We start from the raw sequence: 24,959 nt of genomic DNA on the forward strand, positions 1-24,959 counted from the left end.
CTGTAGAGCTATGGACGTATCAGTTCTCGCTGGCGACGTTGCTTTTGCGCCGTGGAATACCCAGGCGCTGGCGACGCTCCCACAGGCACTTGCGGCTTACACCCAGCTTGCGGGCCAGCTCCGTCTCGGTCATGTGGTCCTGGTGTTCGAGGACGAAGTGCTGGAAGTAGTCTTCCAGCGACAGGTCTTCCGTCGGCTCGTGGCTGGCGTTGTTACCACCGACACCGGCGACCATCGGCAGGCTGTCGGGGAGGTCGTCGTCTTCCAGGCCGCTCAGTTCGATGTCGATGCCCAGCAGGTCGGCGGATATTTCCGGGCTTTCGCTGAGAATGACCGCGCGCTCGACGGCGTTCTCCAACTCGCGGACGTTACCCGGCCAGCTGTAGTGGCGGATGGCTTGCTCGGCATCGCTGGAGAAATGCAGGTCGTCACGGCCGATGCGCGCGCTCTGCCGGGCGAGGAAGGCGTTGGCAATCTCGTTGACGTCGCTGCCGCGCTCGCGCAAGGCGGGCAGTTTGAGGGCGATGACGTGCAGACGGTAATAAAGGTCTTCGCGGAACTGGCCGGACTTGGCCAGGTTTTTCAGGTCGCGGTGGGTCGCAGCGATCAGGCGCACATCGACCTTTTGCGACTGCACCGAGCCGACCCGACGAATCTCGCCTTCCTGCAGCACACGCAGCAGTCGAGCCTGAGCCTCCAGCGGCAGTTCGCCGATCTCATCGAGGAACAGGGTGCCGCCGTCCGCTGCCTCGACCAGGCCGGCACGGCCAGCGCTGGCGCCGGTGAACGCGCCTTTCTCGTGGCCGAACAGCTCGGATTCGATCAGCGTTTCCGGAATGGCCGCACAGTTCACCGAGATCATCGGGGCCTTGGCGCGTCGCGAAAGGTTGTGCAGGGCGCGGGCGACCAACTCCTTGCCGGTGCCGGATTCGCCCTGGATCAGGACGTTGGAGTCAGTCGGAGCGACCTTGCGGATCTTGCTGTACAGGTCCTGCATGGGGGGGCAGGAGCCAATGATGCCGATTTCGCCGTTGGCCGAGGCGCCGCTCTGCTTGTCTGCGCCTGGTGCCTTGCCGTTGCTGCGCACTTCGGCCGCGGCCGCAGTGGCGACCGGGGCATTCTGCCGGTCGCGCAGGATGCGCGCGACAGCCTGGAGCATCTCGTCATGGTCGAAAGGCTTGGCGATGTAGTCCACCGCGCCCATTTTCATCGAGTCGACCGCCGAGCGCAGGCTGGCGTAGCTGGTCATGATCAGCACCGGCGTGCCCTGGCCGAGCTTGATCAGCTCGGTGCCCGGTGCTCCGGGCAGGCGCAGGTCGCTGACGATCAGGTCGAAGGTGGCAATGCTGAAGCGTTCCTGGGCTTCCTGCACCGAGCCGGCTTCGCTGACCTGGTACTGGTTCCGCTCGAGCAGACGACGCAGGGCCGAACGGATGATGGTTTCGTCTTCGACGATCAGAATGTGCGGCATTGATTCAATTCTCTCGACGGTCTCGAATTTCAGGGGACGTCGCTACGACATGCCGGGGCAGGGTCACGCGGATCCGTGTGCCACGTTGCCGATCGAGATCGGCCGGGCTGTCGATGGTGATTTGCCCATAATGCTCTTCCACGATGGAATAGACCAGAGCGAGCCCCAGTCCGGTTCCCTCGCCCGGATCCTTGGTGGTGAAGAAGGGCTCGAACAGGCGATCCATGATGTTCTTCGGAATACCGCTGCCCTCGTCTTCGACGATCAGGTCGACGGTGTGCTCGCTCGCTTCGCTGCGCACACGCACGGCGCTGCCAGCTGGCGAGGCGTCGCGGGCGTTGGACAGCAGGTTGATCAGCACCTGGGCCAGGCGCTGCGGGTCACCCTCGGCCCAGTGGTCCGGGTCACAAAGGTTGAAGAACTGTACTTCGAAATTGCGCCGGTTCAACGCCAGCAGACCGATGGCATCCTGCGCCACCTCGGCCAGCGACACGGGCTCTTCGGTATTCTGGTGGCTGCCGCCGGCGTGGGCGAAGCTCATCAGCGACTGGACGATGCGCGAGACGCGCTTGGTCTGTTCGAGGATCTGGCTCGACAGCTCGATGATCTCGCCGTCGCCTTCGCGTTCCTCGCGCAGGTTCTGCGCCAGGCAAGCGATGCCGGTGATCGGGTTGCCGATCTCGTGGGCCACGCCTGCAGCCAGGCGGCCGATGCTGGCCAAGCGCTCGGAGTGCACCAGCTTTTCTTCGAGGGCCTGGGTCTCGGTGAGGTCTTCGACCAGCAGCACCAGGCCGCTGTTGCCCGGGGCCAGCGGCTCGTCGATGGCCGCCTTGTGCAGGTTGAGCCAGCGCGGCTGGCCGTCCAGGGCCAGGCGTTGCTTGTGCAGGTGCTCGTCGGGAAGGTCGATGAAGCCTTGCAGCAACCCGCGCCAAGGTTCGGCGATGGTCACCAGGCGCGAACCGACCACGTGCTTGGCGGCGATGCCGGTCAGCTCCTCCATGGCTCGGTTCCACATCAGGATTTCCTGGTCCTTGGCCAGCGAGCAGACGCCCATGGGCAGTTCCTGCAGCGTTTGACGGTGGTAGCGGCGCAGCGCATCGAGCTCGGCGGCAAGGCCGGTCAGGCGCGAGTGGTAGTCCTCGAGACGGCTTTCGATGAAGTGGATGTCTTCGGTGACGTAGTTCTCGTTACCTGACTTGTAGGGCAGGAAGGTCTCGACCATGTCCTGGGCTACGCTGGGACCCATCAGCCCCGAGAGGTTGGCCTCGATGCGGTCACGCAGGCGCCGCAGGGCGTAGGGGCGGCGTTCGTCGAAGGGCAGGTAGAGGTCGCGCAGGGCCTGCTCGACTTCTTTCTGCGCGGCCTTGGCGCCCAGTGGCTTGGCCAGTTGGGTGGCGAATTCCTGGGGGGAGGCCGCATGCAGTTCACGGCGTTGCGGGCGGCGCACATTGTCGACTGCGCAGGCCTCGGCGGCGCTGACCTCCTCGCTGCTGGCGTTGGTGAACAGCGAGATCAGGGTGAACAGCAGCACGTTGGCCGCCAACGAGGCAATGGCCGCCATGTGCCAGCTGGTGTCGTCCAGCACGTAGATCATGTTCAGCAGCGGAATGTAGAAGCCCTGCACATTGCCCAGCAGCGGCAGCAGCATGGTGACCATCCACACCAGCGTACCGGCCAGCAGGCCGGCGATGAAGCCGCGCCGATTGGCGGTTGGCCAGTACAGTACCGAAAGCACGCCCGGCAGGAACTGCAGCGTGGCGACGAAGGCGACGATGCCCAGGTTGGCCAGGCTCTGGTGGGTATTCTGGGTCAGGTAGAAGACGAAGCCTGCGGTGATGATTGCCACGATCAACGCGCGGCGGGTCCATTTCAGCCAGCGGTAGATGTTGCCCTCGGCAGGGGGCTGGTAGAGCGGCAGCACCAGGTGGTTGAGGGCCATGCCCGAGAGCGCCAGGGTGGTGACGATGATCAGGCCGCTGGCCGCTGACAGGCCGCCGACATACGCGAGCAAGGCCAGCGCCTCGTTGTTGGCGGCGATGCCCAGGCCCAGGGTGAAGTATTCCGGGTTGGTGCTTGCGCCCAAGCGCAAGCCTGCCCACAGCACCAGCGGCACCGCCAGGCTCATCAGCAGCAGGAACAGCGGCAGGCCCCAGCTGGCGCTGACCAGCGAGCGCGGGCTGAGGTTCTCGGTGAAGGCCATGTGGTACATGTGCGGCATGACGATCGCCGAGGCGAAGAACACCAGCAGCAACGTGCGCCATGGGCCTTCCTGCAGCGGCGTGTGCAGTGCGGCCAGTGCCGTCTGGTTCTGCAGCAGCCAGACTTCCAGTTCGTGCGGGCCGCCGAACACCCCGTACAAGGCGTACAGGCCGATGCCGCCCAGGGCCAGCAGCTTGATCACCGACTCGAAGGCGATGGCGAACACAAGGCCTTCGTGCTTCTCGCGGGTGGCGATATGGCGTGAGCCGAAGAAAATGGTGAAGAGGATGATCAGCACGCAGAAGGCGAAGGCCACGCGCGCCTTGACCGGCTCGCCGGTCAGGATGCTGATGGAGTCGGCCACCGCCTGGATCTGCAGGGCCAGCAACGGCAATACGCCGATCAGCATGATCACCGTGGTCAGTGCCCCGGCCCAGGTGCTGCGGAAACGGAACGCCAGTAGGTCGGCGAGGGAGGAGAGCTGGTAGGTGCGGGTGATCTTGAGAATCGGGTAGAGCAGCACCGGCGCCAGCAGGAAGGCCCCGGACACACCCAGGTAACAGGCGAGGAAGCCATAGCCGTACTGGTAGGCCAGGCCTACCGAACCATAGAACGCCCAGGCACTGGCATAGACGCCCAGCGACAGGGTGTAGGTCAGGGGGTGGCGGATGACCGAGCGCGGGATCAACCCGCGTTCGCTGACCCAGGCCACGCCGAACAGCACCAGCAGGTAGGCGGCGCTGATCAGGATCATCTGGGTCAGGCTAAAGCTCATCGGCATCTCGTTGGCTCTGCAGGATGAAGGTGACGACGATCAGGATCAGCCAGAGCAGATACGGGCGGTACCAGGCTCCGGTCGGTTCGATCCACCAGTCCATGATGGCCGGGGAGAACAGATAGATCCCCACGACCAGAAGCAGGACCAAGCGATAGATATACATGCGGGCCTCGATGGCAGGGCGCTGCGGGTTTGAGCTTCTTATTATTGGCGCAAATGGCTGGGGCGATGCTAGCGGGATTCTGGGGTGTTCGCCAAGGGTTTGAATTCGTTGGGGTTTTGAATGTGCGCAGCTTGCCCCGCGAGAGGGCCGGCCGCGTCAGCGCAGATCCGCCTCCGGCACCGTCAACTGCCGTGCAATCGCCCCAGGTTTCCACTGCCTGCGCGCCACCGCCAACACCTCGGCCGGACTGGCACCTTCCAGCGCCGGATCACTCGCCTGCCCCAGGGCTCGTAACGCCCGCAACAGCAGTGGCGTGGCCTGGTCCGCCTGCAGCGGTGGTGAACGGTACGATTTGCCCAGCTTGTGCCCATCCGGCTGCACGATCAACGGAATGTGCAGGTAGCGCGGCTGCGAGAACCCCAGCAGTTCCTGCAGGTACAGCTGGCGCGGGGTGTTGTCGAGCAGGTCGGCGCCGCGCACGATGTCGGTCACGCCTTGCCAGGCATCGTCCAGCACCACTGCCAGTTGATAGGCATACAGCCCGTCGCGGCGCTGGATGACGAAATCCCCCACCTCGCGTCCAAGGTGCTGCTGGAATTCCCCCTGCACACGGTCGTTGAAGCGGTAGAGCAGTTCGGGCACCCGAATGCGGATGGCGGCATTTTCGCGGGCATGGCCAGCGTTGCGGCAGAAACCGGGGTAGATGCCGCCATATCCTTCCAGTTGTTTGCGCGAGCAGGTACAGGCGTAGGCCAGGCCCATGCTGAACAGGCGATCGACCACCGTGGCGTAGGCCTCATGACGCTGACTCTGGAACACCACTTCGCCATCCCACTCCAGGCCGTAGCGTTCGAGGGTCTGCAGGATGGCGTCACGGGCGCCGGGCATTTCCCGGGGCGGATCGGTGTCCTCCATGCGCAGCAGCCAGCGCCCGTCGACGGCGCGGGCATCGAGCCAGGAGGCGAGGGCGGCGACCAGCGAGCCGAAATGCAGGAAGCCACTGGGGGTGGGGGCGAATCGCCCGATATAGCGGGAGTCGTTCATGGATGTGCTGGGCATATAAATGAAACGGGGCGCTCGATGCGCCCCGTTCGGAGGGAAGAAGGATCAGCCCTTGCCGACTGTCTTTTCCTTTTTCTCGGCAATTTCCTTGCAGTCGAAGCACAGGTCTGCGGTGGGACGGGCTTCCAGTCGACGCAGGCCGATCTCGATGCCGCAGGAGTCGCACCAGCCGTATTCTTCGTCCTGGATCTTCTGCAAGGTCTTGTCGATCTTCTTGATCAGCTTGCGTTCACGGTCGCGGTTACGCAGCTCCAAGGCGAACTCTTCTTCCTGGCTCGCGCGGTCCGCAGGGTCCGGGAAGTTGGCGGCTTCGTCCTTCATATGAGTCACGGTCTGATCGACACTGGTCATCAGCTCGAGCTTCCATGCACCCAACAGCTTGGTGAAGTGCTTGCGCATGGGTTCGCCCATGTACTCTTCACCCTTGGTTTCCTTATAGGGCTCGACACCGTACATGGTCTGATTGGTTTTTTGCTTTTCTACGGTGGACATGAATAGACCGCCTCTCACTCATCTGATCCAATGCGCAGGATGCTCCATCTCCGGCGACCGCCGGCCCTGCGACTGCGAGCCGCCGAACTTACCAGATAGATCGGGGGTGCGCTACCCCGCCCGATCCGAGGTATTGACAGCAAGCTGCGTCGCCCGTTCGGTGTTTCTCGACAGTAGAATCACCAGTTTAGACCCAATTGAGAGAAGGTCATGGCCCACTCCTACAGTGCGCGCAGCCGCGCCATCGAACCCTTCCATGTCATGGCGCTGCTGGCGCGTGCCAACGAGCTGCAGGCGGCAGGCCATGACGTGATCCACCTGGAGATCGGCGAGCCGGACTTCACCACGGCCGCGCCGATCGTCGAAGCCGGGCAGGCCGCGCTCGCTGCAGGGCATACCCGCTACACTGCCGCCCGTGGCCTGCCTGCGTTGCGCGAGGCGATCGCAGGTTTCTACGGCCAGCGTTATGGCCTGTCGGTGGATCCCGAGCGCATCCTTGTGACGCCTGGCGGTTCCGGCGCGCTGCTGCTGGCCAGCAGCCTGCTGGTGGATCCGGGCAAGCACTGGCTGCTGGCCGACCCAGGCTACCCGTGCAACCGCCATTTCCTGCGCCTGGTCGAAGGCGGCGCGCAGTTGGTGCCAGTAGGGCCGGAGGTGAATTACCAGCTCACCGCCGACCTGGTCGACCGGCACTGGGACAAGGATACCGTCGGTGCGCTGGTGGCTTCGCCCGCCAACCCGACCGGCACCGTGCTCGACCGCGAGGCCCTGGCCAGCCTGTCCCGGGCCACCCGTGAGCATCACGGGCATCTGGTGGTGGACGAGATCTATCATGGACTGACTTACGGTATGGATGCGCCGAGCGTGCTGGAGGTGGACGATGACGCCTTCGTCCTGAATAGTTTTTCCAAGTATTTCGGAATGACCGGCTGGCGACTCGGCTGGCTGGTCGCACCGCCTTCGGCCGTGGCCGACCTGGAAAAGCTGGCGCAGAACCTCTACATCAGTGCGCCGAGCATGGCCCAGCATGCTGCGCTCGCGTGCTTCGAGCCCGGCACCCTGGCCATCTTCGAGGAACGCCGCGCCGAGTTCGCCCGGCGTCGCGACTACCTGCTGCCCGCCTTGCGCGAGCTCGGTTTCGGCATTGCCGTGGAGCCGCAGGGCGCCTTCTATCTATATGCCGACATCAGTGCTTTCGGCGGCGATGCCTTCGCTTTCTGTCGACATTTCCTGGAAACCGAGCATCTGGCCTTCACGCCCGGGCTGGACTTCGGCCGCCACCAGGCCGGGCATCACGTGCGCTTCGCCTACACCCAGAGCCTGCCGCGCCTGGAAGAGGCGGTGCAGCGCATTGCCCGTGGCCTGCGGAGCTGGCAACCCTGATGCGTTTCCTTCCCGAACTCGAGCGAGCGCGTCTGCTGCGCCGCTACAAACGCTTCCTGGCCGACATCGAGCTGGCCAATGGCGAACAGATGACCATCCATTGCCCGAATACCGGCTCCATGCTCAATTGCATGCGCGACGGCGGGCAGGTCTGGTTCAGTCGTTCCAACGATCCCAAGCGCAAGCTGGCGGGCACCTGGGAGATCAGTGAAACGCCTCAGGGTCGCCTGGCCTGCGTCAATACCGGCAGGGCCAATGCCCTGGTCGAGGAAGCCCTGCGCGCTGGCGTGATCACCGAGCTGGCCGGGTTCGCCGCGCTCAAGCGTGAAGTGGCCTATGGCGAGGAGCGCAGTCGCGTGGATTTTCGCCTGGAGTTCGCCGAGGGCCCGGCCTATGTCGAGGTCAAGAGCGTGACCCTGGGCTATCCCGACACCGCGGTGGCGGCCTTCCCTGACGCGGTGACCCAACGCGGCGCCAAGCATCTGCGCGAGCTCGCTGCATTGGCCCGCCAGGGTGTTCGCGCCGTGCAGCTGTATTGCGTCAACCTCACCGGCATCGAGGCGGTACGCCCGGCCGAAGAGATCGACCCTGGTTATGCCCAGGCACTGCGCGATGCGGTGGCCGATGGTGTCGAGGTGCTGGCCTATGGTGCGCGCCTTGATGCCGAGCAGATCGTCATCGATCGCCGCCTGCCGGTATTGCTCAACCCTTGAGCCAGATGCCCTGGCTGTCTTCGTGGCAGTCCAGGGCCTGCAACGACTCGCCCTCGCAGGGGCCCGACACGCATTCGCCGGATTCGATCAGGAACAGCGCGCCATGATGGGCGCAATGAATCAGGCTGGCGCTGTCATCGAGAAAGCTGTCCGGTGCCCAGTTCAGCGTGATGCCGCGATGCGGGCAATGGTTGCGGTACAGGTACACCCGGCCCTGGCGGCGCACGCCGAACAGCGTTTCACCAGCTACGCTGAAGGCGCGGCTGCAGCCTTCGGCGAGGGCTTGGGAGGAGCAGAGGAAATGCATTGCAGATAAGACTCTTGAAACCAATGGTGGCTTGACGCTTCAATGCGAATAATTATCAAATTGCCCGCATCCACTGCGCCAGCCCGTCCATGGTGCGCAGTTCCGTCAGGTGCCACAAGGTGTCTGGCCGCCTTCTGCAAAGGAACCCGATGATGCGCCGTCCTGTTGCCCTGATCGCCTTGTGCGCCGGTCTTGTCCTTTCCTCCCCGTTGCTGGCCGCCGACCTGCCGCAGCGCTGGGTCAGCGCCGGTGGGGCACTGAGCGAATGGATCAGTGCCCTGGGCGGCGAGGCGCGGTTGGTCGGCGTCGATACCACCAGCCAGCACCCGCAGTCGCTCAAGGCACTGCCGAGCATCGGCTACCAGCGTCAACTGTCAGCCGAGGGTATCCTCAGCCTGCGCCCGGATGTGCTGGTCGGCACCGAGGAAATGGGGCCGCCACCGGTGCTGGCGCAGGTACGCGGGGCCGGGGTGCGTGTCGAGCTGTTCTCCAGTGAGGCCGACCTGGCGGCAGTGGACCAGAACCTCAAGCACCTGGGCGAGCTGCTCGGTGCGCAGCAAAAAGCCAGTGAGCTGAGCACTCGCTACCACCAGCAGCTCGATGCGCTGCACGCAAAGATCAAGCAGGCCCAGGCCGGTCAGAAGGCTCCAGGTGTGTTGCTGCTGGTCGGTCATGCCGGTGCCAAGCCATTGATCGCAGGGCAGGGCACCTCGGGCGACTGGCTGTTGCGTCAGGCTGGGGCGCGCAACCTGGCGGATCACCAGGGGTACAAGAACTTCTCTGTCGAAGCGCTGGCCGCGCTGGATCCGGACGTGGTGGTGTTTTCCGACCGAGCACTGGACGGCGAGCAGGCGCTCAAGGCGCTGCTCAAGGAAAATCCGGCGCTGGCCGCTTCGCGTGCGGTACGCGACAAGCGCCTGGTGTCACTCGATCCGACGCTGTTGGTCGGTGGCCTCGGCCCGCGGCTGCCGGCCACCTTGCATGAGCTGGCCGGCGCTTTCTATCCCGCAGCCAAGGCCAGCCTCAACCAATGAAGCAGCGGGTCCAGCCGCGTACGCTGTTCATCTGCCTGACATTCCTGTGCCTGCTGGCGGTGTGGCTGTCGTTGGCGCTGGGGCCGGTCAGCTTGCCGCTGACCGATATCCTGCGCGCCGGATTGCGGCTGCTGGGGATGCCCATCGACCGGACGGGGCTTGAGCAGGCTGAGCTGATTCTTGGGCAGATCCGCCTGCCGCGCACGCTCCTGGGGCTGGCCGTCGGTGCGGTGCTGGCGCTGTCCGGTGTGGCCATGCAGGGGCTGTTTCGTAACCCGCTGGCCGATCCTGGCCTGGTCGGGGTTGCGAGCGGCGCGGCGCTCGGCGCTGCAGTGGCCATCGTCGGCGGCGCCTGGCTTGGGGGCATACCGGAGTGGTTCGCACCCTATCTGCTGTCGCTCTGTGCCTTCATCGGCGGGCTTGGTGTTACGGCATTGGTCTATCGCCTGGGGCGGCGCAATGGTCAGACCGACGTGGCCACCATGCTGCTGGCCGGTATCGCCATGACCGCCCTCGGCGGCTCGGCGGTCGGGCTGTTCACCTACCTGGCCGACGACGCCACCTTGCGCACTCTGACGTTCTGGAACCTGGGCAGCCTCAACGGCGCCAGCTATGAGCGCCTGTGGCCACTGTTGCTGGTGGCACTGGGGGTAAGCTTGTGGCTGCCGCGCCGGGCGCAGGCGCTGAACGCGTTGTTGCTGGGCGAGTCGGAGGCGCGTCACCTGGGTATCGATGTAGAAGGGCTCAAGCGTGAACTGGTGTTCTGCACTGCCCTGGGGGTCGGCGCAGCAGTGGCGGCTGCGGGCCTGATCGGCTTCATTGGTCTGGTGGTTCCGCACTTGGTGCGTCTGGTTGCGGGGCCTGATCATCGCGTGTTGTTGCCCGCGTCATTGCTGGCGGGGGGAACCCTGCTGCTGTTCGCTGATCTGGTGGCTCGCTTGGCGTTGGCGCCGGCGGAGCTGCCGATCGGGATCGTGACGGCCTTCATTGGCGCTCCGTTCTTCCTGTTCCTACTGGTCAGGAGGGGGCGCTGATGCTCGAAGTCAAAGGCTTGTCGCTCAAGCGCGGCAGCACCGAGGTGCTGCACGGTATCGACCTGCACCTGCGGCCTGGGCAGGTGCTGGGCGTGCTCGGCCCCAACGGGGCGGGCAAGAGCAGCTTGCTGGGGGCATTGTGTGGCGAACTGGCGCCGAGCCAGGGGCACGTCCTGCTGCAGGGGCGAGCGCTGGCGCACTGGCCGGGGCAGGAGCGTGCGCGACGCCTGGCAGTGTTGCCGCAGGTGTCCAGCCTGGGCTTTGCCTTCAGTGTCGAAGAGGTGGTGGGCCTGGGCCGTTTGCCCCACGGCAGTGGCCAGCAGCGCGACCGGGAGATCGTCGAGGCGGCGCTGAAGGCGGCCGATGCCTGGCACCTGGTCGAACGCAGTTACCTCGCGCTGTCCGGCGGCGAGCGTCAGCGTGTTCATCTGGCCCGGGTGCTGGCGCAACTGTGGCCAGGAGAGGAGGGGGCGACGTTGCTGCTCGATGAGCCGACCTCGGCCCTCGATCCGCTGCACCAGCACACCACGTTGCAGGCGGTGCGCAGTTTTGCCGACCGCGGCGCAGCGGTGCTGGTGATCCTGCACGACCTGAACCTTGCCGCGCGCTACTGTGACGCTATTCTGCTGCTGGAACAGGGTCGCAGCCACGCGCTCGACACACCGGCCCGGGTGCTGACGCCACAGGCGCTCAAGGCAGTATTCGGTATCGATGTGCTGGTGCAGGCCCATCCGGAGCGCGGCCATCCGCTGATCATCACCCGCTAGGAGCCTTCGATGCGCTATCCCTTGCTGTTCGGCCTGTCGATGGGGGTGTTCTTGACCATGGCGGGTTGCCAGGTGCATCGGCCTGCGCTGCCAGCGTTGCCGGCCTGGCAGAGCAGCCAAGGGTTGAACGAGCCGACACTCGGCCAGATACAGGCGTTGCCCAGTGGCCGTGTCCTGACGCCCGATGAGCTGATTCGGGCGCTGAGCGATGTGCCGCGAATACTGGTCGGTGAAAAACACGATAACCCCGATCACCATGCGCTGCAGCGTTGGCTGCTGCAGGCCTTGCAGGCCGTCAGGCCACAAGGCAGCGTGGTGCTGGAGATGCTCCAGCCTGCGCAGCAGCCCCTGATCGACAAGGTGCAGCGTCAGGCGCAGCTACCGAGCGACTTGGCCACAGCGCTGGACTGGCAGAAGGGTTGGGATTGGCAGATGTACGCGCCGATCGTGCTTGAAGCCCTGAAAGGCCCTGGGGTTTTGCTGGCTGGCGACCTGAGCCCCGAAGCAATGCGTGATGCCTATCGCCGACAGCCCGTCCTGACTGGCGTGCGGTCGAATGCACCGCAGATAAAGGCTGCCTTGCTCGAGCAGGTGCGTGAGGGCCATTGTGGGTTGCTGCCGGAAAGCCAGTTGCCAGCCATGTTGGTCATCCAGCAGCAAAGGGACCGACATATGGCCGAGCGCCTGCTGGCGGCACCGCAGCCTGCACTTTTGCTGGCCGGCGCCTATCACGCGCGCAAGGACCTGGGTGTGCCGCTGCATCTGGCTGATCTGCAGGCGCAGGGCGAAACCCGCGTGCTGCTGCTGGCCGAAGTCGGGCAGAAGGTCGAGGCAGGAATGGCGGACTATGTGTGGTACACCGCGGCGCTGCCTGAGCAGGATTACTGTGCCCAGTTGCGCGGTGGGTAGTTACCACGGGCAGCTTCCCGATTTGCAGGCAAAAAAAGACCCGGCAAATTGCCGGGTCAATAACCGTGATTAGCCTGATGAGGAGATAATCTGAGAGTCCGAACCAGGGGCTTTCAGTTTATCCAACCAGTCTCGCGACCAGTTGTGATAATCATAACGATTCTCATTTAGTGGTCAATACCCTTTCTTCGATTATTCTGCTTTTTTTTGCGGCGGGGTCTTGGCATCCAGTTGCTGGTTCAGTGCCTGCTTGCGTTCGGCGGGCAGATCGTTCCAGTGCATATCCAGCAGTGCGCCCTCGATGGCGTACAACAACACTTTCGAAGCGCGGAAGCCCCGCGTCCTCACGGCCTGGTAAGCCCCGACCGCGCCCAGGCGGCGCAAATCCGAAGCGCTGTGGATACCAGCGGCATGCAACCATTGCGCAGAGGTCTTGCCTAGATTCTTCAGATGCTGCAACTCATCGTTCATCGAGCCTCCTTGCGATGGCCGAACGGGTCTGTGGATAAATCGCGAGCAGGTCAGAGAGGAGTGTAGCGGGGCTGGGCGAATACGCGGCCTTTTGCCATGTGCGGGCGACGGGATGCTGTGTCCAGAAATGTCAGGCTTAGCCTTTCGGACGATAACGCATGCGCGTACCGAACTTCAGGGACATGAGGATTTCGTCAGCGCTCAGGTCGCCCGGGAAATAGGTCCCGGAGATCTGTGCGTGGGAGATGCTGGCGCCTTCCATGCCCGTTTCGCGCAGATCCAGCCCACGCAGGTCGGCGGCATGAAAGTAGGCGTCGGTGAAATCGATGCCGCGTACATCGAGGTTGCGCAGGTCAAGGCCCCGGAAGTCACCACCGCGAAAATCAATGGCGCCGTCGACTGGCTTCTCGCGGTTGAAGGTGGCGATCTGTTCATCGCGCACCAGGGTGTACAGGGCGTTGTCCAATTGCCGGGGCTGGTTCATGACGGCGCCTCCTCAGGGGTGTGATGATATTGTAATGCCATCACTGAGGTGGCGCCGAAGATCAGGCGCGAACTGTGGACTGCTTCACGCCTTGCAGGTCAGAGACCGGGCAGGCGCTGGCGGATCTGCTCGATGAGTTGGTCCATGCTGGCGCTTTCATGGGTGTCGACGCGCTTGCCATGCACAGCCTCCTCTTCGTCCAGTGGGTCGCGGTTGGCTTGCTGGGCCTTTACCACTTCCAGGGTGGCGTCGGACGGATCGACATTTTCTGTCTGACGCTGCTCCAGCCAGCTGATGATGACCGCTTCGGGCGCCTGGCAGTCGAGGATCAGGAAGGGGACACCAGTGCTGTTGGCCACTTCCGCTGCGGCCTTGCGCTGCTCGCGCTTGAGATAGGTGGCATCGAGCACGACAGGGAAACCGGCGCGCAGGATGGTCGCTGCCAGCTCGTTCAGGCGCTTGTAGGTGGCAGTGCTTGCGTCCTGGTCATAGATGCCCGCTTGCAGTTGGCCGGAGTTCTGCGCCTGCTGCTCGCCGTACAGCCGCTTGCGCTCGACATCCGAACGTACGCGGATTGCCCCCAGCGACTCGACCAGGCGCATCGCCACATGGCTCTTGCCGACGGCGGACACGCCATGGGTGATGGCCAGCAGGCGCGAGGGGATGGCGCTGTAGCTCTCTGCCAGGTTGGCGTAGTTGCGATAGGTGCGCAGGGTCGTGGCGCGCTGCACGCCGTCGGCATCGGGCGACAGGCTGAACAGGGCAACCTTGGCGCGTACCAGGGCGCGGTAGGCCTTGTAGAAATTCAGCAGTTCCAGGCCTTCGTAGTCGCCGGTCAGTTCCAGGTACTGGCTGACGAAGCGCCGGGCCAGGCACTTGAGGCCGCGGTCTTCCAGGTCCATGGCCAGGAATGCGGTATCGGCGTACACATCGGTCAGGCGGAACGGCTCGTTGAACTCGATGCAGTCGAAGATCACCACCTTGCCGTCGATCAGGGTGGCGTTGCCCAGGTGGATATCGCCGTGGCATTCGCGGATGAAGCCATTGGCCTTGCGCGCCTCGAGCAGGCCATGCAGGCGCTTGAAGCTGTCCTGGGCCCAGGCTTGCAGGTTATCCAGTTGCTGCAGGTCGGCCTTGTCGGTGAGGAATGGGCGGATCTGCTCGAAATTCTGCTCCACCGGCGCCATTACCGCTTCCGGGGTGCCCAGCGCGTGCTCGACTGGCACTTTCGGCGCTTGCAGGTGGAACTCGGCGATCTGTCGGGCCATCTGGTCAATGTGGCCGGCATTCAGCTCACCGTTGGCTTGCAGGGTGCTGAGCATCTGGCCTTGGGGGAACTGACGCATCTTCAGGGCGAACTCGATCGGCTCACCTTCGCCACCGAGCTGCGGTGCTTCGGCACTGCCGGTGATCGGCAGCACTTCCAGGTACAGGCCCTCGGTCAGGCGCTGGTTCAAGCGCAATTCTTCGTTACAGAAATGCTGGCGCTGGTCCAGGCCAGTGAAATCGAGGAAACCGAAATTCATCGGTTTCTTTATCTTGTAGGCATATTCGCCAGTGAGCAGAACCCAGGAGATGTGTGTCTCGATGAGCTGGAAGCCTTCTACGGCGTGGGGGTAGAGGGCGGGGTTCTGCAGCGCGCTGATCAGGGCTTGGCTCACGGAGATCCTTCCGGGGTAAGGGAATTCGGAGGCGACATTATGGTCAATGGAGCCGCCCCTGCCTACCGCCTGAGGGCGTCCCCTGCCTTTGCAAAGTGCGTATAATCCGCCGCCATGACTCGTACCCGAAATTCCCGAACCCCCAAGAAACGTCCGCCCAGCCGCTCCCGCGCCTGGCTGGGCTGGGCACTCAAGCTCAGTCTGGTCGGTCTGGTGGTGATCGCCGGCTTTGCGGTCTACCTCGATGCCGTCGTCCAGGAAAAGTTCTCTGGCAAGCGCTGGACCATCCCGGCCAAGGTGTATGCCCGGCCGCTGGAGCTGTTCGTCGGCCAGAAGCTGAGCAAGGATGATTTCCTCACCGAGCTCGATGCCCTGGGCTACCGTCGCGAGGCAACGGCCAATGGTCCGGGCGAGGCCTCGGTCAACGGTGGCAATGTCGATCTGAATACCCGCGGCTTCCAGTTCTACGAGGGCATGGAGCCTGCGCAGTTCGTGCGTGTACGCTTCTCCGGCGACTATGTCGCCGGGCTGGCGGGGGCCAACGGTGGCAAGCTCGACGTGGTTCGCCTGGAGCCGCTGATGATCGGTGGTATCTACCCGAAGAATCTCGAAGACCGCATCCTGATCAACATCGACCAGGTGCCGCCATACCTGCTGGAGACCTTGATCGCCACCGAAGACCGCGATTTCTACAGCCACTTCGGTGTTTCGCCCAAGTCGATCGCGCGGGCAGTGTGGGTCAACACCTCGTCCGGGGCCATGCGCCAGGGCGGCAGTACGCTCACGCAGCAATTGGTGAAGAACTTCTTCCTGACCAACGAACGCAGCCTCAGCCGCAAGCTGACCGAAGCGATGATGGCCGTGCTGCTGGAAATGCACTACGACAAGCGCGAGATTCTCGAAGCCTATCTGAACGAAGTCTTCGTCGGTCAGGACGGCCAGCGCGCGGTGCATGGTTTCGGCCTGGCCAGCCAGTTCTTCTTCAGCCAGCCGCTGTCGGAGCTCAAGCTGCACCAGATTGCCCTGCTGGTGGGCATGGTCAAGGGACCGTCCTACTACAACCCGCGCCGCTACCCTGAGCGCGCTCTGCAACGGCGCAACCTGGTGCTCGACCTGCTCGCCGAGCAGGGCGTGGCCAGCCAGGAAGTGGTCGATGCGGCGAAGAAGATGCCACTGGGCGTGACCAAGCGCGGCAGCCTGGCCGACAGCTCCTTCCCGGCCTTTCTCGACCTGGTCAAGCGCCAACTACGCCAGGACTATCGCGACGAAGACCTGACCGAAGAAGGCTTGCGCATCTTCACCAGTTTCGACCCGATCCTGCAGATGAAGGCCGAAACCGCGATGAGTGAAACCTTCAAGCGCCTGGCCGGCCGCAAGGGCGCCGACGAGGTCGAGTCGGCGATGGTGGTGACCAACCCTGAAACCGGCGAAGTGCAGGCGCTGATCGGCAGCCGTCAGTCGGGCTTCGCCGGCTTCAACCGCGCCATCGACGCGGTCAGGCCGATCGGTTCGCTGGTCAAGCCGGCGGTCTACCTGACGGCGCTGGAGCAGCCGAGCAAGTACACCCTGACCAGCTGGGTGCAGGACGAACCGTTTTCGGTCAAGGGCGCCGATGGCCAGGTATGGCGCCCGCAGAACTACGACCGGCGCTCCCACGGCACTATCTACCTGTATCAGGGGCTGGCCAACTCCTACAACCTGTCCACCGCCAAGCTGGGCCTTGAGGTGGGCGTGCCCAACGTCATCAAGACCATCGGCCGGCTGGGTGTCAAGGTCGACTGGCCGGCGTTCCCGTCGATGCTGCTGGGCGCTGGCGGCATGTCGCCGATGCAGGTCGCGACCATGTACCAGACCATCGCCAATGGCGGCTTCAATACACCAATGCGCGGGATTCGAAGCGTGCTGACCGCCGAAGGCGAGCCGCTCAAGCGCTACCCGTTCCAGATCCAGCAGACCTTCGACCCGGGTGCGATCTACCTGGTGCAGAACGCCATGCAGCGGGTGATGCGCGAGGGTACAGGTCGCTCGGTGTACAACGTGCTGCCGAACAATCTGACGTTGGCGGGCAAGACCGGTACCAGCAACGACTCGCGCGACAGTTGGTTCTCAGGCTTCAGCCAGGACCTGCTGGCAGTGGTCTGGCTCGGCCGCGACGACAACGGCAAGACCCCATTCACCGGTGCTACCGGTGCATTGCAGGTCTGGACCAGCTTCATGCGCAAGGCTGACCCGCTGCCGCTGGACATGCCGCAGCCGGATAACGTGGTGAAGGCCTGGATCGATCCGCACAGCGCCCAGGGCTCCGACGCTAGCTGTCCGGGAGCGGTGCAGATGCCGTATATTCGTGGGAGCGAACCGCCTGCCGGTACTGCCTGCGGTGGCGAGCAGAATCCTGCCGAGTCGGTCATGGACTGGGTCAAGGGCTGGATGAATTGAGCGGCCTGTATTGAAGAGGGTGTGAAGTGAACAAGTGGTGGTTTCCTGCCTTGACGGCGCTGGCCGTGCTGCACGGCTGCGCCAGCGTCCCGCGTGGCGCCATTCCGGTGGTCGATTCGAGTACACGGGTCTCGAACAGCGAGCGTGTCACGGCCAACCGTGGCGCGCCGGTCTACTCCGGCAGCAATGGTACGTCCCAGGCCCAGTCCCTGCCTGAAGATTCCGGGGTCACGGTGATGATCCCGCAGGGCGCGGGTGCATCGCCGATCCAGACCTTCCCGGCGCAAACCGGTTCTGCACCGCTGAGCACCGGGCCGATCACCCCAGGGCCGGTCAGCAGCGGCCCGATCACCACCAACCCCAATCCGGCAGGTGATGAACCTTTCGACATCGCGTCGATGAACAGTGCGCCGGCCGCTGCCACGCGTGTGCCTACCGGTATCCCACGCAGCAACGGCGGCGGGTTGTCCGCCGATGAGCAACTGGACGGTCCGGTCCTGGCATTGCTGACCACCGCCCAGCAGCAGCAGGGCAGTGGCGACCTCAACGGTGCTTCGTCCAGCCTGGAGCGCGCCCAGCGCATCGCACCGCGTGAGCCGCAGGTGCTGTTCCGCCTGGCTCAGGTGCGTCTGTCGCAAGGTGATGCCGCACAATCCGAGCAACTCGCCCGCCGGGCACTGACGTATGCCAACGGTCGTCCTGATCTGCAGGCCGAACTGTGGAACATCATCGCCCAGGCTCGCGAGAAACAGGGTGACAGTGCCGGCGCCGCCCTGGCACGGCAGAAGGCGCGGACCGCGTCGTGATGGAACAGCGCATTCTCGATATTGCCGACCACCTGCTGCTGATCGAGCGCGAGCTTCAGGTCCGTGGCTGGTGGGACCATGAGCCACCCAGCGCAAGCGCCCTGGCCAGCACCGTGCCGTTCGCGGTCGATACGCTTTCGTTCGAACAGTGGCTGCAGTGGATTTTCCTACCGCGCATGAAGCTTATTCTTGAGCATGGTCACCCTTTGCCTAATGCATCGGGGATCCTGGTCATGGCCGAGACGGTATTCACCGACCGTCCGGAAGAAAGCCGCGAACTGCGGCGCCTGCTGGCAGCATTCGATCAATTGATCGCTGCTTGAGCCTGATTTCTTCTCTTTTTCCTTCAAGGGCCGCAGATTGTGGCCCTTTTTTATGGAAATCTTTGCTTTCCTGCTGCTGGCGTCGTTTTTCGTGGTGGTAGGAATTCATCTCAGGGAAAAATTGGCAATAATTTTTCTTGACTTGAGGGCGGCGAATCAGAAGAATCCAGTTTCCGCTGTAGGGGGACTGCCAGAAGCAGACCCGCTAGGCAGATCATGAGGCGCACACCCGCGCCGACTCGCTACACCCCGCAACGCGTTACCTCGCGCTGGGTGGGAAAACCCCGCAACACTCTGGGGCGCTCCCAATACTTGCTCAGTCAGTGCTGACGTTCGCTCATGCTCTGCTTGGCAGTAAACCTATTAAGACCCGCCCGGATGGGGCGGTATTCTGGCGTTTTAGAGGTGAACAACGTGGAGCTTTTATCTGGCGCTGAGATGGTCGTCCGCTTCTTGCGTGACGAAGGCGTTAAGCACATTTACGGGTACCCTGGTGGTGCTCTCCTTCATGTTTACGATGCCCTGTTCAAGGAACCGGAAGTCCAGCACATCCTGGTTCGTCATGAGCAGGCTGCCACGCACATGGCAGACGGTTATGCCCGTGCCACCGGCAAGGCTGGCGTGGTCCTGGTGACCTCCGGTCCCGGTGCGACCAACGCCATTACCGGTATCGCCACCGCCTACATGGATTCCATCCCGATGGTCATCCTGTCTGGCCAGGTGCCCAGCACCATGGTCGGCACCGATGCCTTCCAGGAAACCGACATGATCGGGATCTCCCGGCCGATCGTGAAGCACAGCTTCATGATCAAGAACCCGACCGAGATCCCGGAAGTTCTGAAAAAAGCGTTCTACCTGGCGCAATCCGGTCGCCCAGGTCCAGTCGTGGTCGACATTCCAAAAGACATGACCAACCCGGCCGAGAAGTTCGAGTACGTCTACCCGAAAAAGGTCAAGCTGCGCTCCTACAGCCCTGCGGTCCGTGGCCACTCCGGCCAGATCCGCAAGGCCGCCGAGATGCTCCTGGCCGCCAAGCGTCCGATCGTCTACTCCGGCGGCGGCGTGATTCTCGGTGGTGGCTCCGAAGCCCTGACCGAAATCGCCAAGTCCTTGAACCTGCCGGTCACCAACACCCTGATGGGGTTGGGCGGCTTCCCAGGTACCGATCGCCAGTTCCTCGGCATGCTGGGCATGCACGGCAGCTACACCGCCAACCTGGCGATGCACAATGCCGACGTGATCCTTGCTGTTGGCGCGCGCTTCGACGACCGTGTGGTCAACGGCCCGGCCAAGTTCTGCCCGAACGCCAAGATCATCCACATCGACATCGACCCTGCGTCGATCTCGAAGATGATCAAGGCCGACGTGCCGATCGTGGGGCCGGTCGAGAGCGTGCTCAGCGAGATGCTGGCCATCTTCAGGGAAATCGGCGAGAAGCCTGAAAAGGCGGCCCTCGATACCTGGTGGAAGCAGATCGATGAGTGGCGCGGTGACCGCGGCCTGTTCCCTTACGACAAGGGCGACGGCAGTGTCATCAAGCCTCAGCAGGTCATCGAGACCTTGTGCGAAGTGACCAATGGCGACGCTTTCGTCACCTCCGACGTAGGTCAGCACCAGATGTTCGCGGCGCAGTACTACCGCTTCAACAAACCCAATCGCTGGATCAACTCCGGCGGCCTGGGCACCATGGGCTTCGGTTTCCCGGCAGCCATGGGCGTCAAGCTCAATTTCCCGGACCAGGACGTGGCTTGTGTCACTGGCGAAGGCAGCATCCAGATGAACATTCAGGAGCTGTCCACCTGCATGCAGTACGGCCTGCCGGTGAAGATCGTCAACCTGAACAACGGGGTGCTGGGCATGGTTCGCCAATGGCAGGACATGTCCTACAACGGTCGTCACTCGCACTCGTACGTCGAGTCGCTGCCTGACTTCATCAAGCTGGCCGAGGCCTATGGCCATGTGGGTATCCGCATCACCAGCCTCAAAGACCTCAAGCCGAAACTGGAAGAGGCCTTTGCGATGAAGGACCGCCTGGTGTTCATCGACATCGCGGTCGACCGGACCGAGCACGTCTACCCGATGCAGATCAAGGACGGCTCGATGCGTGACATGTGGCTGAGCAAGACGGAGCGTACCTGATATGCGGCACATCATTTCCCTGCTGCTGGAAAACGAACCTGGTGCCTTGTCGCGCGTGGTCGGTCTGTTCTCCCAGCGCAACTACAACATCGAAAGCCTGACGGTTGCACCAACCGAGGACCCGACCCTGTCGCGCCTCACCCTCACCACCGTGGGTCATGACGAAGTGATCGAGCAGATCACCAAGAACCTGAACAAGCTGGTAGAAGTGGTCAAGCTGGTCGACCTGTCGGAGAGCGCCCATATCGAGCGCGAACTGATGCTGGTAAAGGTCAAGGCTACCGGCGCCCAGCGCGCCGAAATCAAGCGCACCACGGATATTTTCCGTGGGCAGATCGTCGATGTCACCGCCAGTGTGTATACCGTGCAACTGAGCGGCACCAGCGATAAGCTGGACAGCTTCATCCAGGCGATCGGCACCGCTTCGATTCTCGAAACCGTGCGCAGCGGCGTCACCGGCATTGCCCGTGGCGACAAAGTACTCAGCATCTAACTTCACCAATTAGCGAAGGTCCTGCGGGGCCGAGATATAACCAGGGGTATTTCCATGAAAGTGTTCTACGACAAAGACTGCGACCTCTCCATCATCCAGGGCAAGAAAGTCGCCATCATCGGTTACGGCTCCCAGGGTCACGCCCAGGCGTGCAACCTGAAAGACTCCGGTGTAGACGTTACCGTCGGTCTGCGTAAAGGTTCGGCCACCGTTGCCAAGGCAGAAGCCCATGGCCTGAAAGTCGCTGACGTCGCTACCGCCGTCGCTGCTGCCGACCTTGTCATGATCCTGACCCCGGACGAATTCCAGGGCACCCTGTACAAGACCGAGATCGAGCCGAACATCAAGAAAGGCGCCACCCTGGCCTTCTCCCACGGCTTCTCGATCCACTACAACCAGGTCGTTCCGCGCGGCGACCTCGACGTGATCATGATCGCGCCGAAGGCTCCGGGCCACACCGTGCGCTCCGAGTTCGTCAAGGGTGGCGGCATTCCTGACCTGATCGCGGTCTACCAGGACGCTTCGGGCAACGCCAAGAACGTCGCACTGTCGTACGCTGCTGGCGTCGGCGGTGGCCGTACCGGCATCATCGAAACCACCTTCAAGGACGAGACCGAAACCGACCTGTTCGGCGAGCAGGCCGTTCTGTGCGGCGGTACCGTAGAGCTGGTCAAGGCTGGCTTCGAAACTCTGGTCGAAGCAGGCTACGCGCCTGAAATGGCCTACTTCGAGTGCCTGCACGAGCTGAAGCTGATCGTTGACCTCATGTACGAAGGCGGCATCGCCAACATGAACTACTCGATCTCCAACAACGCCGAGTACGGTGAGTACGTGACCGGTCCTGAGGTCATCAACGAAGAATCCCGCAAGGCCATGCGCAACGCTCTGAAGCGCATCCAGGACGGCGAATACGCGAAGATGTTCATCAGCGAAGGTGCTACCAACTATCCTTCGATGACCGCCAAGCGTCGTAACAACGCCGCCCACGGCATCGAAATCATCGGCGAGCAACTGCGCTCGATGATGCCGTGGATCTCGGCCAACAAGATCGTCGACAAGACCAAGAACTGAGTCTTGCCTCGATAGATTAAAAACGCGGCTTCGGCCGCGTTTTTTCGTTTAGGCAGTCAGCTTCTGGTATAAAGCGACCAGAGGCCTGCCGTTAGAACCTGTTTCGCCGGCCTCTGTCGAACTTATTCCACCCAGTTGCAAGGTGCATTTCATGAGCGAACGTCCCGAAGAGCCGAACAAGCCCTCCGACGCCGAAAGCCTGCTACCTGTCGATGAGCATGTTGAGGAAGGTCACGACGCCGAAGGGCGCAAGGTCCGGCATCGCGGTATCTACCTGCTGCCCAACCTCTTCACCACCGCTAACCTGTTCGCCGGTTTCTACTCGATCATCAACTCCATCAGTGCGCAGAGCGCCCTGAGCGCGGGTGATCCGCGCGAGGCGAGCAAGTACTTCGCCTTCGCTGCGATCGCCATCTTCGTCGCCATGGTCCTGGACAGCCTCGATGGCCGTGTGGCGCGGATGACCAACACGCAAAGCGCCTTCGGTGCCGAGTACGACTCGTTGTCGGACATGGTTGCCTTCGGTGTGGCGCCTGCGTTACTGGCCTTTGGCTGGGCGCTGGGCGACATGGGCAAGGTCGGCTGGATGGTCGCCTTCATCTATGTGGCCGGTGCCGCGTTGCGTCTGGCGCGTTTCAACACCCAGGTCGGCACCGCCGACAAGCGCTACTTCATCGGTCTGGCCAGCCCGGCCGCGGCAGGTGTGGTCGCCGGTACCGTGTGGGCCTTCAGCGATTACGGTATCCAGGGTTCAAAACTGTCGTTCCTGGTGGCGCTGCTGGTGGCTGCTGCAGGCATGCTGATGGTCAGCAACATCAAGTACAACAGCTTCAAGGAGCTGGATCTCAAGGGGCGCGTACCCTTTGTTGCGATTCTGGCCGTGGTGCTGGTGTTCGCCGTGGTGTTCAGCGATCCACCACGGATTCTGCTGCTGATCTTCCTCGGCTATGCGGTTTCAGGCCCAGTGCAGTACTTGCTGCGCGGTCGTCGTCGCAAAGTCTGAAAAAAGATTTAATGCTGGAATAACTCTCCGGCTCCATAGTCTTACTGGTACATCCGCCACCAGTGCTGTGGAGCCGCCATGCTCATCAAGCTTCCCAAGTCGTCCGATTGCAACGAATCGGACGTTACCCCTGAAAGTGTCTATTTCTCTCGCCGCTCTGTATTGGGTGCCTCTCTAGCCGGGTTTGCGTTGGGCGCTTTGCCTGTGCTCGGCCAGGCCGCCGAACCTTCGCGCTATGCCGACGTGGAGGCGGGTTCGACGCCTGGCTGGTTCAAGGACAAGCTCGGTGCGACGCGCTGGCAAGCCGTGACGGTCAAGGATGAGGCAATCACGCCATTCAAGGATGCTACCCACTACAACAACTTCTACGAGTTCGGGCCCGACAAGGGGGATCCGGCGGCCAATGCCGGCAGTCTCAAGACCGAGCCCTGGAGCGTGGTGGTCGATGGCGAGGTGGGCAAGCCCGGGCGCTACGCGCTGGAAGACTTCGTCAAGCCCCTGCAGCTTGAGGAGCGTATCTACCGGCTGCGTTGCGTCGAGGCCTGGTCGATGGTCATTCCCTGGCTGGGCTTTCCGCTGTCTGAGGTACTCAAGCAGGTCGAGCCGACTTCGAAGGCTCGTTATGTTCGTTTCGAAACGCTGCAGGATCCCAAGAGCATGCCGGGTCAGCGCTCGGGCTTTGCGCTGATCGACTGGCCCTACGTGGAAGGATTGCGCCTGGATGAGGCGATGAATCCGCTGGCTATCCTGGCGGTGGGCATGTATGGGCGCGAGTTGCCCAATCAGAACGGTGCGCCGCTGCGTCTGGTAGTGCCGTGGAAGTATGGGTTCAAGAGCATCAAGTCGATCGTGCGTATCAGTCTGGTGGCCGAGCAGCCGCAGACCACCTGGCAGGGGCTGGCGCCGAGCGAGTATGGCTTCTATGCCAACGTCAATCCGCAGGTCGATCACCCGCGTTGGAGCCAGGCGCGTGAGCGGCGGCTGCCCAGCGGCCTGTTCAGCCCCAATGTTCGTACCACCCAGATGTTCAATGGCTATGAGGACGAGGTTGCATCTCTTTATAGCGGTCTCGACCTGCGGAAGAACTACTGATGCGTTATCCCTGGTTTCGCTTGGCGATCTTCATCATTGGCTGTCTGTTCCCGGCCTGGTGGTTGTATGAGGCGGCCATGAACCTGCTCGGGCCGGATCCAGGGAAAATTCTGGTAGACAGGCTGGGGCTTGGTGCCCTGGTATTCCTGCTGGTAACGCTGGGTATGAGCCCTCTGCAGCGCCTGACGGGGTGGGGTGGCTGGATCGTCGCGCGACGACAGCTGGGATTGTGGTGTTTTGCCTATATTGTCCTGCACATGACGGCCTATATGGTCTTCATCCTCGGGCTCGACTGGGGGCAGCTTGGTGTCGAGCTGCGCAAGCGGCCCTATATCATCGTCGGGGTACTCGCGTTCCTGGGGCTGCTGGCCTTGGCGGTGACCTCCAACCGTTATAGCCAGAGACGGCTCGGTGCGCGCTGGAAGAAGCTGCACAAGCTGGTCTATGTGATCCTCGGGCTGGGCCTGCTGCATTTCCTGTGGATTGTGCGTTCGGATCTGCAGGAGTGGGCTATCTATGCCGGGGTAGGGGCACTGTTGATGGTGATGCGGGTTCCACCGGTGTGGCGGCGGGTGCCCCGTCTGATAGGCCGGCGTGCTTAAGCTTTTCATTCTTATGGTTTTTTTTGAAATTAACGCTTGACGCCCTCTCAGATCCCCTTATAATGC

At 62.9% G+C, this 24,959-nt stretch carries 24 protein-coding genes; 15 read left to right on the top strand and 9 right to left on the bottom strand.

Annotated features, from left to right (window positions below):
* Nucleotides 1-19 precede the first annotated feature (19 nt).
* The 5 genes from HU729_RS17865 to dksA form a co-directional block, all read right to left on the bottom strand.
* On the bottom strand, nucleotides 20-1,471 hold the full coding sequence (locus HU729_RS17865; RefSeq protein WP_186670407.1) for a sigma-54 dependent transcriptional regulator: 1,452 nt from the start codon (nucleotides 1,469-1,471) through the stop codon (nucleotides 20-22).
* Between the two features lie 4 nt (nucleotides 1,472-1,475).
* Entirely contained in the window at nucleotides 1,476-4,451 is a 2,976-nt protein-coding gene (locus tag HU729_RS17870; protein WP_186711118.1) for a sensor histidine kinase, read from the bottom strand.
* Complete coding sequence (locus HU729_RS17875; protein ID WP_003250005.1) at nucleotides 4,435-4,611, bottom strand: hypothetical protein; 177 nt, start codon at nucleotides 4,609-4,611, stop codon at nucleotides 4,435-4,437. Before HU729_RS17875 ends, HU729_RS17870 begins: the two co-directional genes overlap by 17 nt.
* 156 nt (nucleotides 4,612-4,767) lie before the next feature.
* Nucleotides 4,768-5,655: a tRNA glutamyl-Q(34) synthetase GluQRS gene (gluQRS, locus tag HU729_RS17880; protein ID WP_186711119.1), complete on the bottom strand. Its 888-nt coding sequence runs from the start codon at nucleotides 5,653-5,655 to the stop codon at nucleotides 4,768-4,770.
* Between the two features lie 63 nt (nucleotides 5,656-5,718).
* Nucleotides 5,719-6,165 carry an RNA polymerase-binding protein DksA gene (gene dksA, locus HU729_RS17885; RefSeq protein WP_054892595.1) on the bottom strand — a complete coding sequence of 149 codons (447 nt, stop codon included), beginning with the start codon at nucleotides 6,163-6,165 and terminating at the stop codon, nucleotides 5,719-5,721.
* Between the two features lie 210 nt (nucleotides 6,166-6,375).
* On the opposite strand from dksA, the gene HU729_RS17890 reads away from it, so the two are divergent.
* Both HU729_RS17890 and sfsA read left to right on the top strand, forming a co-directional pair.
* Complete coding sequence (locus tag HU729_RS17890) at nucleotides 6,376-7,548, top strand: pyridoxal phosphate-dependent aminotransferase (RefSeq protein WP_186670404.1); 1,173 nt, start codon at nucleotides 6,376-6,378, stop codon at nucleotides 7,546-7,548.
* Nucleotides 7,548-8,261 (top strand): DNA/RNA nuclease SfsA, encoded by a 714-nt coding sequence (sfsA, locus tag HU729_RS17895; protein ID WP_186711120.1) that lies wholly within the window; start codon nucleotides 7,548-7,550, stop codon nucleotides 8,259-8,261. Before HU729_RS17890 ends, sfsA begins: the two co-directional genes overlap by 1 nt.
* On the opposite strand, the gene HU729_RS17900 is transcribed toward sfsA, so the two are convergent.
* On the bottom strand, nucleotides 8,251-8,568 hold the full coding sequence (locus HU729_RS17900) for a Rieske (2Fe-2S) protein (RefSeq protein ID WP_186670400.1): 318 nt from the start codon (nucleotides 8,566-8,568) through the stop codon (nucleotides 8,251-8,253). The genes sfsA and HU729_RS17900 overlap by 11 nt on opposite strands.
* Before the next feature lie 149 nt (nucleotides 8,569-8,717).
* Here HU729_RS17900 and HU729_RS17905 point away from each other — a divergent pair, with 149 nt between their 5' ends.
* From HU729_RS17905 to HU729_RS17920, 4 genes are read left to right on the top strand one after another with little or no spacing between them, the layout of a single operon-like run.
* Complete coding sequence (locus tag HU729_RS17905) at nucleotides 8,718-9,602, top strand: ABC transporter substrate-binding protein (protein WP_186711121.1); 885 nt, start codon at nucleotides 8,718-8,720, stop codon at nucleotides 9,600-9,602.
* Nucleotides 9,603-9,652: 50 nt separating this feature from the next.
* Nucleotides 9,653-10,636 carry an iron ABC transporter permease gene (locus tag HU729_RS17910; RefSeq protein WP_186711127.1) on the top strand — a complete coding sequence of 328 codons (984 nt, stop codon included), beginning with the start codon at nucleotides 9,653-9,655 and terminating at the stop codon, nucleotides 10,634-10,636.
* Complete coding sequence (locus HU729_RS17915; protein ID WP_186670396.1) at nucleotides 10,636-11,403, top strand: heme ABC transporter ATP-binding protein; 768 nt, start codon at nucleotides 10,636-10,638, stop codon at nucleotides 11,401-11,403. Before HU729_RS17910 ends, HU729_RS17915 begins: the two co-directional genes overlap by 1 nt.
* Nucleotides 11,404-11,412: 9 nt before the next feature.
* On the top strand, nucleotides 11,413-12,312 hold the full coding sequence (locus HU729_RS17920) for a ChaN family lipoprotein (RefSeq protein ID WP_186711122.1): 900 nt from the start codon (nucleotides 11,413-11,415) through the stop codon (nucleotides 12,310-12,312).
* 192 nt (nucleotides 12,313-12,504) lie between these two features.
* On the opposite strand, the gene HU729_RS17925 is transcribed toward HU729_RS17920, so the two are convergent.
* The 3 genes from HU729_RS17925 to HU729_RS17935 all read right to left on the bottom strand — a co-directional run bounded on the left by HU729_RS17925 (nucleotide 12,505) and on the right by HU729_RS17935 (nucleotide 14,928).
* Nucleotides 12,505-12,783 carry a TfoX/Sxy family protein gene (locus HU729_RS17925; RefSeq protein ID WP_186670391.1) on the bottom strand — a complete coding sequence of 93 codons (279 nt, stop codon included), beginning with the start codon at nucleotides 12,781-12,783 and terminating at the stop codon, nucleotides 12,505-12,507.
* A gap of 136 nt (nucleotides 12,784-12,919) precedes the next feature.
* Nucleotides 12,920-13,267 (bottom strand): pentapeptide repeat-containing protein, encoded by a 348-nt coding sequence (locus HU729_RS17930; protein WP_186670389.1) that lies wholly within the window; start codon nucleotides 13,265-13,267, stop codon nucleotides 12,920-12,922.
* Between the two features lie 98 nt (nucleotides 13,268-13,365).
* Nucleotides 13,366-14,928, bottom strand: coding sequence for an AAA family ATPase (locus HU729_RS17935; protein WP_186711123.1), 1,563 nt, complete (start codon nucleotides 14,926-14,928; stop codon nucleotides 13,366-13,368).
* A gap of 114 nt (nucleotides 14,929-15,042) precedes the next feature.
* On the opposite strand from HU729_RS17935, the gene mrcB reads away from it, so the two are divergent.
* The 9 genes from mrcB (at nucleotide 15,043) to msrQ (ending at nucleotide 24,893) form a co-directional block, all read left to right on the top strand.
* Complete coding sequence (gene mrcB / locus HU729_RS17940) at nucleotides 15,043-17,364, top strand: penicillin-binding protein 1B (protein ID WP_186711124.1); 2,322 nt, start codon at nucleotides 15,043-15,045, stop codon at nucleotides 17,362-17,364.
* Between the two features lie 26 nt (nucleotides 17,365-17,390).
* Nucleotides 17,391-18,170, top strand: coding sequence for a hypothetical protein (locus HU729_RS17945; RefSeq protein WP_186711125.1), 780 nt, complete (start codon nucleotides 17,391-17,393; stop codon nucleotides 18,168-18,170).
* Nucleotides 18,167-18,493: a YqcC family protein gene (locus tag HU729_RS17950; RefSeq protein WP_186670385.1), complete on the top strand. Its 327-nt coding sequence runs from the start codon at nucleotides 18,167-18,169 to the stop codon at nucleotides 18,491-18,493. Before HU729_RS17945 ends, HU729_RS17950 begins: the two co-directional genes overlap by 4 nt.
* A gap of 414 nt (nucleotides 18,494-18,907) precedes the next feature.
* The gene (locus HU729_RS17955; RefSeq protein WP_186670384.1) at nucleotides 18,908-20,632 is read left to right on the top strand and encodes an acetolactate synthase 3 large subunit; all 1,725 of its coding nucleotides are present in this window, start codon (nucleotides 18,908-18,910) and stop codon (nucleotides 20,630-20,632) included.
* Between the two features lies 1 nt (nucleotide 20,633).
* Nucleotides 20,634-21,125: an acetolactate synthase small subunit gene (gene ilvN, locus HU729_RS17960; RefSeq protein WP_003250040.1), complete on the top strand. Its 492-nt coding sequence runs from the start codon at nucleotides 20,634-20,636 to the stop codon at nucleotides 21,123-21,125.
* 54 nt (nucleotides 21,126-21,179) lie between these two features.
* Nucleotides 21,180-22,196, top strand: coding sequence for a ketol-acid reductoisomerase (gene ilvC / locus HU729_RS17965; RefSeq protein ID WP_151926452.1), 1,017 nt, complete (start codon nucleotides 21,180-21,182; stop codon nucleotides 22,194-22,196).
* Between the two features lie 151 nt (nucleotides 22,197-22,347).
* Nucleotides 22,348-23,199: a CDP-diacylglycerol--serine O-phosphatidyltransferase gene (gene pssA, locus HU729_RS17970; RefSeq protein ID WP_054892580.1), complete on the top strand. Its 852-nt coding sequence runs from the start codon at nucleotides 22,348-22,350 to the stop codon at nucleotides 23,197-23,199.
* A 78-nt stretch (nucleotides 23,200-23,277) separates the two neighbouring features.
* Nucleotides 23,278-24,291 carry a protein-methionine-sulfoxide reductase catalytic subunit MsrP gene (gene msrP, locus HU729_RS17975; protein WP_186711126.1) on the top strand — a complete coding sequence of 338 codons (1,014 nt, stop codon included), beginning with the start codon at nucleotides 23,278-23,280 and terminating at the stop codon, nucleotides 24,289-24,291.
* Nucleotides 24,291-24,893, top strand: a complete 603-nt coding sequence (gene msrQ / locus HU729_RS17980; RefSeq protein ID WP_186670381.1) for a protein-methionine-sulfoxide reductase heme-binding subunit MsrQ — start codon at nucleotides 24,291-24,293, stop codon at nucleotides 24,891-24,893. The genes msrP and msrQ overlap by 1 nt, the downstream gene beginning before the upstream one ends.
* The last annotated feature ends 66 nt before the right edge of the window (nucleotides 24,894-24,959 follow it).

The organism is Pseudomonas sp. RW10S2 (genome assembly GCF_014268985.1).
Lineage (GTDB): Bacteria > Pseudomonadota > Gammaproteobacteria > Pseudomonadales > Pseudomonadaceae > Aquipseudomonas > Aquipseudomonas wayambapalatensis.

Bases quoted from the DNA above. Each gene is read 5' to 3' on its own strand.
- HU729_RS17865 (WP_186670407.1), bottom strand. From the start codon at position 1,471: ATGCCGCACATTCTGATCGTCGAAGACGAAACCATCATCCGTTCGGCC.
- HU729_RS17870 (WP_186711118.1), bottom strand. From the start codon at position 4,451: ATGCCGATGAGCTTTAGCCTGACCCAGATGATCCTGATCAGCGCCGCC.
- HU729_RS17875 (WP_003250005.1), bottom strand. From the start codon at position 4,611: ATGTATATCTATCGCTTGGTCCTGCTTCTGGTCGTGGGGATCTATCTG.
- gluQRS (WP_186711119.1), bottom strand. From the start codon at position 5,655: ATGAACGACTCCCGCTATATCGGGCGATTCGCCCCCACCCCCAGTGGC.
- dksA (WP_054892595.1), bottom strand. From the start codon at position 6,165: ATGTCCACCGTAGAAAAGCAAAAAACCAATCAGACCATGTACGGTGTC.
- HU729_RS17890 (WP_186670404.1), top strand. From the start codon at position 6,376: ATGGCCCACTCCTACAGTGCGCGCAGCCGCGCCATCGAACCCTTCCAT.
- sfsA (WP_186711120.1), top strand. From the start codon at position 7,548: ATGCGTTTCCTTCCCGAACTCGAGCGAGCGCGTCTGCTGCGCCGCTAC.
- HU729_RS17900 (WP_186670400.1), bottom strand. From the start codon at position 8,568: ATGCATTTCCTCTGCTCCTCCCAAGCCCTCGCCGAAGGCTGCAGCCGC.
- HU729_RS17905 (WP_186711121.1), top strand. From the start codon at position 8,718: ATGATGCGCCGTCCTGTTGCCCTGATCGCCTTGTGCGCCGGTCTTGTC.
- HU729_RS17915 (WP_186670396.1), top strand. From the start codon at position 10,636: ATGCTCGAAGTCAAAGGCTTGTCGCTCAAGCGCGGCAGCACCGAGGTG.
- HU729_RS17920 (WP_186711122.1), top strand. From the start codon at position 11,413: ATGCGCTATCCCTTGCTGTTCGGCCTGTCGATGGGGGTGTTCTTGACC.
- HU729_RS17925 (WP_186670391.1), bottom strand. From the start codon at position 12,783: ATGAACGATGAGTTGCAGCATCTGAAGAATCTAGGCAAGACCTCTGCG.
- HU729_RS17930 (WP_186670389.1), bottom strand. From the start codon at position 13,267: ATGAACCAGCCCCGGCAATTGGACAACGCCCTGTACACCCTGGTGCGC.
- mrcB (WP_186711124.1), top strand. From the start codon at position 15,043: ATGACTCGTACCCGAAATTCCCGAACCCCCAAGAAACGTCCGCCCAGC.
- ilvN (WP_003250040.1), top strand. From the start codon at position 20,634: ATGCGGCACATCATTTCCCTGCTGCTGGAAAACGAACCTGGTGCCTTG.
- ilvC (WP_151926452.1), top strand. From the start codon at position 21,180: ATGAAAGTGTTCTACGACAAAGACTGCGACCTCTCCATCATCCAGGGC.
- pssA (WP_054892580.1), top strand. From the start codon at position 22,348: ATGAGCGAACGTCCCGAAGAGCCGAACAAGCCCTCCGACGCCGAAAGC.
- msrP (WP_186711126.1), top strand. From the start codon at position 23,278: ATGCTCATCAAGCTTCCCAAGTCGTCCGATTGCAACGAATCGGACGTT.
- msrQ (WP_186670381.1), top strand. From the start codon at position 24,291: ATGCGTTATCCCTGGTTTCGCTTGGCGATCTTCATCATTGGCTGTCTG.